We start from the raw sequence: 8,930 nt of genomic DNA, 5'->3' as shown, positions 1-8,930 counted from the left end.
AGAGGTGAGAAAAATGCTCGAAAGCACGTTCATGACGCTCATGAAGCTCATCATTCCCCTTTACATAGCCGCGTTCATCATCTATGCTGTTAGGGCTTTTAGGGGTCCAACGGTAGTGGATATTATCCTTGCTGTTGACTGTCTCTCTTTCGATGTGGCAGCGTTCATGGCCATCCTTGCGGTTTACTTTAAGAGCGTTTACTTAGTGAGCGGGGCTATAATACTCGCTCTTTGGGCGTACCTGCTGGATATCTACGTTGCAAAGTACTTGGTGAGCAGGGAGGTGGGAGCATGAGCGTTCTGTTTTACATAGGAGCGCTCCTGATAGTCATTGGTGGCATCTGCGACTTATTTGGTGCCCTTGGACTCTTAAAATTCCCGAACTTTTACGTTAGGTTACATGCTGCTACGGTAGGAACTATTGGAGGAGCAGTAGTGCCGTTATTCGGCGTTGCCCTGCTTGCCCTCGGTGCGGACTTCCTCCCCCACAGGTACGCCATCGCTGGTGCAAGCTTCATCACCGGCATAATAGTCCTCCTCGCAGCACCAGCGGGCGCTCACGCTTTGGCCTACGCTGCTCACAAGGCCAAGCTCGTGGAGTGGAAGCCAAAAGTCGACCACCTCAAGGAGGTGAGAGAGTGATTGAAATCCACCTGCTAATCTTAGCTACCGTCGCAGTCCTCGGTATGGTCTTCTCATACCTGGCCATCACAGAGAAGGACCTGCTCAAGGCGGTCGGATTTTCCGCTGTCCAAGCAATAGCCTACGCCATAGCCTTCTACATCCTGATGGCGCCGGACATTGTCCTGGCATACGTTGCCATAGCCGTGGGAATTTACTCCGCCCTGCTTGTCTTCGTAATAAGCAAGACCGAAAGGTACGAGGTGGTGTGAAATGAAACGCTGGATTGCGCTTATCTTTTTGCTAATCGCGGTCATTATGCTGGCTTACATCTTCCAAGTCCCCCAGCCAGAGAACATCAAACCCCTTGGCGAGTTTTATCTTGAAAACAGTTATTTTGGGGATTATTCTGCTAAGAGTCCTGAGGTTGTTACCTCAATCCTCTGGGACTATCGTGGTATTGACACGCTCTTTGAGACTGCAGTGTTCTTCCTCGCAATAATAGGCAGCCTAACCATCTTCAGACTCACCAAAGAGCAGGAGAAAGAAGTTAAAAAGGAGCCAACGCAGGTGGAATCACTCCCCCTGCCGATTAGGACTGTTACTAAAGTCATCGTCGTTATGATCCTTGCAGTCTCGGCTTCGATTGCCCTGCACGGTCACTTAACGCCTGGTGGTGGTTTCCAGGGCGGTTCAGCACTGGCCGTTGCACCACTCCTCATAATAGCCGCTTATTCCAAGTACGCTCTTGAAGAACACGGATTAGATAAAACCAGGGCTTTAATCCTGCGTTCTATTGGACTGCTTGGCATAGCCTTGGTTGCTCTGGTTCCCCTCCTCAGCGGTGGCTTTATCATGCAGAACCAGCCAATATTCCCTGCTGAAATTGGAGGCCAGCTCATTAGTGGTTCCCTAATCTACTACAACCTCTTCGAGTTCCTGGCTGTTGGAGCCGGCTTTACAGCAGTGTTCCTCCTCCTAAGCATCCCAGAAGAAAAATTCAAAAAAATCCTGGGGGTGAAGAAATGATAGGCTTCCTCTGGAGCCTTGTGGTAATTTCACTCATGATGACACTACTCATCGGCCTCTACGGAATTGCCAGAAGACCCAACATCGTCAAGAAGCTCATAGCACTGACTATCATCGGTGACACCGCGAACCTGCTCGTGGTCATGCTCGGTTACCGCCTGACCTATCCGACGGCTCCCCCGATCCTCCCGAGCCTTGAGAAGAGCGCATTAGGGAGCTTCCTGAGCACCGCGGTTGACCCTCTCCCCCAGGCGCTGGTAATCACCGCCGTCGTCATTGGGATGGCTGTCAACGTTCTGATAGCCTTTGCAATCGTTCAGATCTACAGGCTCTATGGCACGCTCGACGCGAGGGAAATAGGTGTAAAACGCTCATCGCCGCTGGAGGGTGAGAAGATATGAGGGGTGTGATTCCCACCGCACTGCTCGCGTTCATTACCTACATTCTGTTCACTGGCTCTGCAACGCCCTATGATTTGGCAACTGGCGCCATCATCGCAATCGCCGTAGGACTGCTGATGGGCAAGTTCCTCGTGAAGAACGACGCTAAAGCACTGAATCCGGTCAGATGGCTTTGGGCTGTAATTTACTTCCTCTGGTACATGCTTGTGGCAGAAACAAAAGCGCACTTGGACGTGATGGCTAGAATACTCAGTGGAAAGTACGAGCCCGGAATAGTTAGAGCACCCATTAACGTGAAGACGGATTACGCCAAGACTCTGGTGGCGAACTCCATAACCAACACGCCCGGAACGGTTGTGGTGGACATGGACGAGAAGTACCTCTACGTGAACTGGATTGACACGAGCACGGAAGACCCAGAAGAAGCTAGAAGTGAAATCTCCGCCGACTTTGAGAAGTTTACAAAGAGAATATTCGAGTGAGGTGGTGAAAAATGGACATCGTGGGATTCACCCCTGTGATACCAATACTCTTCGCCTTTGCTCTCCCGCTCACGTCAATAATAGTCAAGGGCAACAGGAAGGTGACTCAAGCTTACGCCCTAATAGGCACGGGCTTGACTTTACTAGCCTCCTACGAGCTTTTCAGGCAAGTTTATAACTCCAGCAAGCCTTTAATCTACACTTTCGGCGGTTGGGCCGCCCCAGTGGGAATAATATATGAAGTTGACAGGATGAGCGCCCTCTTCGCCCTGGTTACTGCCGTGCTGATGTTCCTGATTGCGATTTACAGCTACCGCTACCTGGAGCACGAGGAGGGCTTAGAGTGGTACTATACCCTCTACCTCGGCCTTGAGGCCGGTTTACTCGGCGTTCTCCTCACTGGCGACGCTTTCAATCTCTTCGTCATGATTGAGGTAACAAGCATTGCAGCATACGCCCTCGTCATGTTCTACAGGGACAGGGGCGATTCAATCTGCGCCGGCCTGAAGTACGCCTTTATCGGCGCTCTCGGAACGACCATGTACTTCCTCGCGCTTGGAATACTCTACGGGGCGTTTGGAACATTGAACATGGCCAACTTGAGCGCATTAATCCACGGATTGAGCTTCCCGATAGCGGGCACCACTTACGGCAATATCGCGATAGCTTCAGGTGTTGCTCTGGCTCTGGCAACGTGGGCGTTTCTTATAAAAGCAGCGATTGTTCCGAATCATTTTTGGTTGCCAGAAGCCCACCCAGCAGCGCCGAGTTCAATCTCGGCCGTACTCTCCGGACTGGTCGTCAACGTCGGTGTCTACTCACTCATCAGATTCCTCTACACCATCTACGGCGGCGAAGTCAGTGGTTCGCTCAGTGGGATTATCCACGCCCTCAGCGTTATCCTGATAGTCCTGGGTGCGGTTTCGGCATTCTTCGGTGCCCTCATGATGAACGTTCAGCGCGACGTGAAGAAGCTCATCGCGTATTCAACTGTAATGCACATGGGCTATCTGGTGATGGCAGTTGGCGTTGGAACCCAGCTGGCACTTCAGGCAGCGGCTTTCCACATCATCAACCACGCGATTGCTAAGGCATTACTCTTCCTTGCGGCTGGTGTTTTTATCCATGCCGCTGGCTCAAGGGACATCTCGGACCTGGCAGGCCTCGGCAGGCAGATGCCCGTCGCCACCTTCAGCCTGGCCATAGCAACGCTGAGCCTCGTCGGAATCCCGCCATTCAACGTGTTCTTCAGCAAATTGTTGCTCTTCAACGCTTTGATGGAGAAAAGCTTTGCCCTAGCAATGGTCCTTGTGCTGAGCTCTGTGATTGCACTGGTGGCTTACGTTAGAGTGTTCCAGGAGATCTGGCTCGGCAAGCCCAAGGAGAAGGCGACCGTCAGGGAACATGGCAGCATGAGCGGGGTTCTGCTGATACTGGCAGTCATCTGCCTGCTGCTTGGACTCTTCGCACCATACATCATCGAACACTACATTAACCCCGCTGTAAGCCAGGCCATGGACTACAGGCTCTACATCCAGGCGGCACTGGAATACGCGACAAAGCTGAAGATGGGCCTTTAATCCTTTTTATATTCTTCAGGCACACTAAAGCACCAACGTGGAGGGAAGGGATTGATTGGAGCGGTTCTAGCGGGAGGCAGGTCAAAGCGTTTTGGTGGAAACAAACTTCTGTACAGAATCGACGGAAAGCCGTTAATCCTTCATACAATTGAGAGACTTGAATCAGCAAATGAAATAGATGGGGTTGTCATCGTTGCCTCTCCTGAAAACGCTGAAAAGCTGAAAACCTTTGGCTACCATGTTCTTGTTGATGAGCTTCTCGTTGGCCCAATTGGAGGAATATATACTGCTCTACGCTTAGAGGACGCTTTCGTCACGGCAGGGGACATGCCCCGCATAGTGCCTGAGTTTGTAGATTATATAATCAAGTACTTCCAAAAGAGTAAGAAGGCTGTCTGCGTTCCGCGCTGGATTAATGGGCACATAGAACCACTGCATGCAGCATATTCTATGGGATTCTTGGACATTATAGAGAAGCAACTAGCTTTAGAAGAATATATGATAAAGAGAGCCATAGAAAAAGCCAATGTCTGCTACTTAACAATAGAAAAAGTCCCCTTTGAATGGAGAGAAAGTTTTTTCAACGTGAACAGAAAAACTGATCTGCGAAAACCCTGAATTCCTGAACCTTTGGTTTAAAACAGGGTGTTACATACTTTTATTTTCAATTCTAAGCTTTAAAAAAACGCTTTTAAGAGTAAACATCCAATTAGGTTTGTGAAATGGTAAACAAAATTGTAAAAAGGTGTTTTGAACCAAACGTGGGGTGGTAGAAAGATGGCATTTATTGCCGCCTTCATCTGGTGCTACATCCTCTGGCTGGGGCTGACAGCAGGCAGCAGCGGACTATTATGGAGCAGCGAGGAACTAATAGCCGGTCTGTTGTTCTCGGCGGTAGTAGCATATACTACCAAAGGCATCATTGGTGAAAAGGCTAGCCGCTTCCTAAACCCAATAAAATGGCTTGAGTTCATAGTTTACTCCATCGGCCCGCTCTTTTTGGGCATGGTCAAGGCCAACTTCCACGTCGCTTGGCTCGTTATAACCGGCAAGATAAGGCCAGGCATAGTGCGCGTTCCTGTTGACCTCGAAAACGACGCCCAGTACACGATTCTCAGCAACTCGATAACGCTCACGCCGGGAACGCTCACCATCGATGCCTGTCCTGAGGAGAAGGCCCTCTACGTCCACTGGATTGACATTCCCGAGGGACTTGAGAGGCCGGAGAACTCGGAGCCAGTCTCAGGTTCCTTTGAAAAGTGGGCAAGGAGGTTGGGGAGATGATTGAACCAGTGTTCTTCTACTCGGCGCTGATAATATCCATCGGAGCGTTCTTGGCAATACTCAGGATTCTTCTCGGTCCAACGGTTCCAGACAGGGTGGTTGGCGTTGACACTCTCAACACCCTCGTCGTTGCGGGGATGGTCCTTCTCGGTGCTGCCTATGACAGGACGATCTACATCGACATAGCCATCGTTTACGCGCTTCTCAGCTACATAGGAACGCTGATAGTCGCGAGATACCTGCAGGGGGGATTGAAATGATTGAGTACCTGATTTACGCCTTCCTGGCGATAAACATCGCCTTCAACCTCCTCGGAAGCATAGCCCTCCATCGCTTCCCCGACGTCTACACGAGGCTCCACGGGGCAACCAAGTGCACCACGTTTGGAACGATATTCGCGGTTTTAGCGGTCGTCACCCACGCCTTTTACCAGCTTCACGTCACCGGCGACCCAAAGTACCTCCAGATGGCCCTCCACAGCTTCGTGGCGCTGGTAGCGCTCCTCCTGACGAACCCGGTCGGGGCTCATGCAATAGCCAAAGCTGCACACCTGAGCGGCTACAAGCCGGCCAGAGCGGTTGTCGATGCGTATGAAAGGAAGCTTGGGGGTGAGGGGGATGAACGCCCTAACGATTGATATGGCGATTCAGGCTATTATTCTTATCAGCGTCCTGATCACGGCCTATCTCACGATTCGCTTCAGGGACTTGCTGGCTGCTGCACTCATGTCGGCCGCTATGAGCCTGCTCCTGAGCCTTGAGTTCTACATGCTTCACGCACCTGACGTTGCCATAGCCGAAGCGGCCGTCGGAGCAGGTGTGGTTACGGCTGTTGTGGTTTACGGCATAGCGAAGACCGAGAGATGGGAGGTGGAACCGTGAAAAGAACCATAGCTTATCTCTCACTGCTGTTCATTCTGGGGGCACTCCTCTATATAGCGAACCCCAACTACGGTCTCAAGTTCGGCCCCGGCGGTAGCGAGTGGCTCGCGCTCCGCTATACAGACAACTACTACATCACCCACGGCCTCAAGGAGGTCGGCGGTATGAACATAGTCACCGACATCGTGTTCGACTACCGTGGATACGATACGATTGGGGAGGCCACCGTTTTGTTCACAGCTATAGCCGGTGCGATAGCCCTTCTAAGGCCCTGGAGGAGGGATGAGGCATGACCTGCAAACCGGGGTGCGGGGACGATATGGGTCTCATCGTGAAGACGACTGCTAGAGCTATAATCCCGCTCATAGGAATTTTCGGTACCTACATAGTAGTGCACGGTCACCTGACACCGGGTGGTGGCTTCCAGGGGGGTGCCACCATAGCGGGAGCGGGAATATTATTCCTGGTTGCATTCGGCCTCGACGAGATGAAGGAGCAATACAACAAGAGCCTCTACTCGGCCCTAGAAGGCATAGGCGGCCTGACCTTCCTAGGGGTGGCGATGCTCGGTATGGGGGTTGCGTTCTTTTACAACACGCTCTGGCACAACGGGCCCTTCTTCAACGGCCAGCCCGGAACGCTCCTCTCGGCGGGATACCTGCCGATAATGAACTTGGCTGTCGGTCTGAAGGTCTTCACGGGACTCGTTAGTGCACTAACAACGATAGCACTTTACAGGAGGTGGAAGTCATGATTCAGTTCCAGTTCATCACCGCGTTCCTGCTCATAGCCCTCGGAATCTACGCCTTTCTGGCAAAGAGAAACCTAATCAAGCTGATTTTAGCGCTTGATATCATAGATTCGGGGATACACCTGCTCCTCATCAGCCTCGGCTACCGCATAGAGCTGAACCAGATTCCGACCGCGCCGATTTACACCGGCTACGAGACTCTCAAGAGCCCGATGGTCGGCCCGCTTCCCCAGGCGCTGGTCCTCACGAGCATAGTCATCGGCGTCTGTGTGCTCTCGCTCGCGGTTGCGCTCACGATAAACGCCTACAGACACTACGGAAGCCTTGACGTGAGAGCTCTAAGGAGGTTGAGGGGATGAATGGCGAGGCAATACTTCCATACCTCATAATCATTCCGCTCTTCGGAGCGTTCTCAATGCCCATGGTGAACCTTCTGGGAAGAAAGTCCAGGGAAGCATGGGCCGTCATAATCAGCGGCGCAACACTCGCCGTCGGCTCGGCGATGTTCTACAGCGTCTGGGAGAACAGGGGGATAATCGTTTACACCCTCGGTGCCAAGAGCCCGCTCGGACAGGCTAACTTCCCGATAAGGATAGTCTGGGAAGTGGACCTCTTTGGGGCTCTCATGGTCTTCATGGTAACACTCGTGAGCTTCCTGGCCGTGCTTTATTCCCTCGGCTATATGAAGCACGACACGGGCCTCGACAAGTACTACACCCTTATCATAATCCTCGAGCTTGGAATGCTCGGCATAGCCATAACCGGTGACCTCTTCAACTTCTACGTCTTCCTAGAGATAATGAGCATCGCCAGCTACGCGTTGGTGGCTTTCAGGAACGACACGTGGGAGGGCATTGAAGCCGGTATCAAGTACATGTTCGTCGGCTCGATAGCAAGTGCCTTCATCCTGCTCGGCATAGCGCTCCTCTACGGCCAGTACGGAACGCTCACTATGAGCTATCTCGCTTTGAAGCTCGCTGAAAGCCCTAGCGTTACGGCCAAGGTTGCTCTGGCGCTCTTCATAGCGGGACTTCTCTTCAAGAGTGGTGCTTCCCCAGTCCACATGTGGCTGGCAGATGCCCACCCGGCAGCGCCGAGCTCGATAAGTGCCATGCTTTCAGGTCTCGTCATCAAGATAGGCGGAATCTACGCCTTGGCCAGAATACTCTTCAGCATCTATGGGGCAAGCATAAGCGTGAAGACCGTCGGGTGGGTCATCATCATCTTCGCATGTATAACGCTGGTAATCGGCAACGCGATGGCGGTAATCCAGAACGACATGAAGAGGCTCTTAGCATACTCTTCAGTCGGACAGATAGGCTACATCCTCCTCGGCCTTGGAATCGGTTTAGCTGCCTATGGAAGCCAGACCGGCGAGATAGCAATGGCGGGAGCTATTTACCACACCTTCAACCACGCCCTCATGAAGGCCCTCCTCTTCCTTGTCGCAGGAGCGGTAATCCACCAGCTCGGAACGAGGAACCTCAACGAGCTGAGCGGAATAGCAAAAACCATGCCCAAGACGACCTTCGCCTTCCTGATTGGTGCGGCCGCGATAATAGGAATGCCGCCCCTCAACGGCTTCGCGAGCAAGTGGCTCATCTATGAAAGCTCGGCGATATTCAACCCGATACTGGGTGCGATAGCCATAATCGGAACAGCCTTCTGTACCGCCGCATACGTAAGGGTGCTCTACACCTTCTTCGGAAGGCCCAGTGAGAGTGTCATGAAGGCCAAAGACCCCGAGGGAACGATGCTCTGGCCGATAATACTCCTTGTGGTTGCCATTATCGTCATGGGCCTCTTCCCGTGGCAGATAAGCGAGAAAATCATGATTCCAGCCGTGAAGGCCCTTGAGAATCAGCTGGCCTACGTAAGCACTGTCTTAGGGGGTGCGTGAA

Annotated in this window: 16 protein-coding genes; all 16 read left to right on the top strand. The window is 52.4% G+C overall.

The features are described 5' to 3' along the window. Positions 1-13 precede the first annotated feature (13 nt). The gene (locus A7C91_RS04270; RefSeq protein ID WP_068665214.1) at positions 14-295 is read left to right on the top strand and encodes an MrpF/PhaF family protein; all 282 of its coding nucleotides are present in this window, start codon (positions 14-16) and stop codon (positions 293-295) included. Beyond that, complete coding sequence (mnhG, locus tag A7C91_RS04265) at positions 292-642, top strand: monovalent cation/H(+) antiporter subunit G (protein ID WP_068665212.1); 351 nt, start codon at positions 292-294, stop codon at positions 640-642. Before A7C91_RS04270 ends, mnhG (A7C91_RS04265) begins: the two co-directional genes overlap by 4 nt. Further along, positions 639-893 carry a hydrogenase subunit MbhD domain-containing protein gene (locus tag A7C91_RS04260; protein WP_068665210.1) on the top strand — a complete coding sequence of 85 codons (255 nt, stop codon included), beginning with the start codon at positions 639-641 and terminating at the stop codon, positions 891-893. Before mnhG (A7C91_RS04265) ends, A7C91_RS04260 begins: the two co-directional genes overlap by 4 nt. 1 nt (position 894) lies before the next feature. Beyond that, positions 895-1,650, top strand: a complete 756-nt coding sequence (locus A7C91_RS04255; protein WP_068665207.1) for an MnhB domain-containing protein — start codon at positions 895-897, stop codon at positions 1,648-1,650. Beyond that, entirely contained in the window at positions 1,647-2,051 is a 405-nt protein-coding gene (locus A7C91_RS04250; protein ID WP_068665205.1) for a sodium:proton antiporter, read from the top strand. Before A7C91_RS04255 ends, A7C91_RS04250 begins: the two co-directional genes overlap by 4 nt. After that, positions 2,048-2,533, top strand: coding sequence for a Na+/H+ antiporter subunit E (locus A7C91_RS04245; protein ID WP_068665203.1), 486 nt, complete (start codon positions 2,048-2,050; stop codon positions 2,531-2,533). The genes A7C91_RS04250 and A7C91_RS04245 overlap by 4 nt, the downstream gene beginning before the upstream one ends. A gap of 11 nt (positions 2,534-2,544) precedes the next feature. Continuing rightward, entirely contained in the window at positions 2,545-4,113 is a 1,569-nt protein-coding gene (locus A7C91_RS04240) for a proton-conducting transporter transmembrane domain-containing protein (protein WP_068665201.1), read from the top strand. Positions 4,114-4,164: 51 nt separating this feature from the next. Beyond that, positions 4,165-4,731, top strand: coding sequence for a molybdenum cofactor guanylyltransferase MobA (mobA, locus tag A7C91_RS04235; RefSeq protein WP_068665199.1), 567 nt, complete (start codon positions 4,165-4,167; stop codon positions 4,729-4,731). Between the two features lie 159 nt (positions 4,732-4,890). After that, positions 4,891-5,397, top strand: coding sequence for a monovalent cation/H+ antiporter subunit E (locus A7C91_RS04230; protein ID WP_068665197.1), 507 nt, complete (start codon positions 4,891-4,893; stop codon positions 5,395-5,397). Then, positions 5,394-5,657 carry a cation:proton antiporter gene (locus A7C91_RS04225; protein ID WP_068665195.1) on the top strand — a complete coding sequence of 88 codons (264 nt, stop codon included), beginning with the start codon at positions 5,394-5,396 and terminating at the stop codon, positions 5,655-5,657. The genes A7C91_RS04230 and A7C91_RS04225 overlap by 4 nt, the downstream gene beginning before the upstream one ends. After that, a complete protein-coding gene (gene mnhG / locus A7C91_RS04220) occupies positions 5,654-6,034 on the top strand; it encodes a monovalent cation/H(+) antiporter subunit G (RefSeq protein ID WP_068665193.1) in 381 nt (126 codons plus the stop codon). The genes A7C91_RS04225 and mnhG (A7C91_RS04220) overlap by 4 nt, the downstream gene beginning before the upstream one ends. After that, the gene (locus A7C91_RS04215) at positions 6,015-6,278 is read left to right on the top strand and encodes a hydrogenase subunit MbhD domain-containing protein (RefSeq protein ID WP_068665191.1); all 264 of its coding nucleotides are present in this window, start codon (positions 6,015-6,017) and stop codon (positions 6,276-6,278) included. The genes mnhG (A7C91_RS04220) and A7C91_RS04215 overlap by 20 nt, the downstream gene beginning before the upstream one ends. Next, complete coding sequence (gene mbhE / locus A7C91_RS04210; protein ID WP_068665189.1) at positions 6,275-6,571, top strand: hydrogen gas-evolving membrane-bound hydrogenase subunit E; 297 nt, start codon at positions 6,275-6,277, stop codon at positions 6,569-6,571. Before A7C91_RS04215 ends, mbhE begins: the two co-directional genes overlap by 4 nt. 26 nt (positions 6,572-6,597) lie before the next feature. Then, entirely contained in the window at positions 6,598-7,032 is a 435-nt protein-coding gene (locus A7C91_RS04205; protein ID WP_068665187.1) for a Na(+)/H(+) antiporter subunit B, read from the top strand. Continuing rightward, positions 7,029-7,388: an NADH-quinone oxidoreductase subunit K gene (locus tag A7C91_RS04200; protein WP_068665185.1), complete on the top strand. Its 360-nt coding sequence runs from the start codon at positions 7,029-7,031 to the stop codon at positions 7,386-7,388. The genes A7C91_RS04205 and A7C91_RS04200 overlap by 4 nt, the downstream gene beginning before the upstream one ends. Further along, positions 7,385-8,929 (top strand): proton-conducting transporter transmembrane domain-containing protein, encoded by a 1,545-nt coding sequence (locus tag A7C91_RS04195; RefSeq protein WP_068665183.1) that lies wholly within the window; start codon positions 7,385-7,387, stop codon positions 8,927-8,929. Before A7C91_RS04200 ends, A7C91_RS04195 begins: the two co-directional genes overlap by 4 nt. The last annotated feature ends 1 nt before the right edge of the window (position 8,930 follow it).

This window comes from Thermococcus piezophilus, from assembly GCF_001647085.1.
Lineage (GTDB): Archaea > Methanobacteriota_B > Thermococci > Thermococcales > Thermococcaceae > Thermococcus > Thermococcus piezophilus.
This window is presented reverse-complemented; position numbering and strand designations above follow the sequence as displayed.

What these genes read in the sequence shown, in the direction of transcription:
- A7C91_RS04200 (WP_068665185.1), top strand. Translation starts at nt 7,029, where the DNA reads ATGATTCAGTTCCAGTTCATCACCGCGTTCCTGCTCATAGCCCTCGGA.
- A7C91_RS04215 (WP_068665191.1), top strand. Translation starts at nt 6,015, where the DNA reads ATGAACGCCCTAACGATTGATATGGCGATTCAGGCTATTATTCTTATC.
- A7C91_RS04270 (WP_068665214.1), top strand. Translation starts at nt 14, where the DNA reads ATGCTCGAAAGCACGTTCATGACGCTCATGAAGCTCATCATTCCCCTT.
- A7C91_RS04255 (WP_068665207.1), top strand. Translation starts at nt 895, where the DNA reads ATGAAACGCTGGATTGCGCTTATCTTTTTGCTAATCGCGGTCATTATG.
- A7C91_RS04205 (WP_068665187.1), top strand. Translation starts at nt 6,598, where the DNA reads ATGGGTCTCATCGTGAAGACGACTGCTAGAGCTATAATCCCGCTCATA.
- A7C91_RS04195 (WP_068665183.1), top strand. Translation starts at nt 7,385, where the DNA reads ATGAATGGCGAGGCAATACTTCCATACCTCATAATCATTCCGCTCTTC.
- A7C91_RS04240 (WP_068665201.1), top strand. Translation starts at nt 2,545, where the DNA reads ATGGACATCGTGGGATTCACCCCTGTGATACCAATACTCTTCGCCTTT.
- A7C91_RS04250 (WP_068665205.1), top strand. Translation starts at nt 1,647, where the DNA reads ATGATAGGCTTCCTCTGGAGCCTTGTGGTAATTTCACTCATGATGACA.
- A7C91_RS04230 (WP_068665197.1), top strand. Translation starts at nt 4,891, where the DNA reads ATGGCATTTATTGCCGCCTTCATCTGGTGCTACATCCTCTGGCTGGGG.
- mnhG (WP_068665193.1), top strand. Translation starts at nt 5,654, where the DNA reads ATGATTGAGTACCTGATTTACGCCTTCCTGGCGATAAACATCGCCTTC.
- A7C91_RS04225 (WP_068665195.1), top strand. Translation starts at nt 5,394, where the DNA reads ATGATTGAACCAGTGTTCTTCTACTCGGCGCTGATAATATCCATCGGA.
- A7C91_RS04245 (WP_068665203.1), top strand. Translation starts at nt 2,048, where the DNA reads ATGAGGGGTGTGATTCCCACCGCACTGCTCGCGTTCATTACCTACATT.
- mnhG (WP_068665212.1), top strand. Translation starts at nt 292, where the DNA reads ATGAGCGTTCTGTTTTACATAGGAGCGCTCCTGATAGTCATTGGTGGC.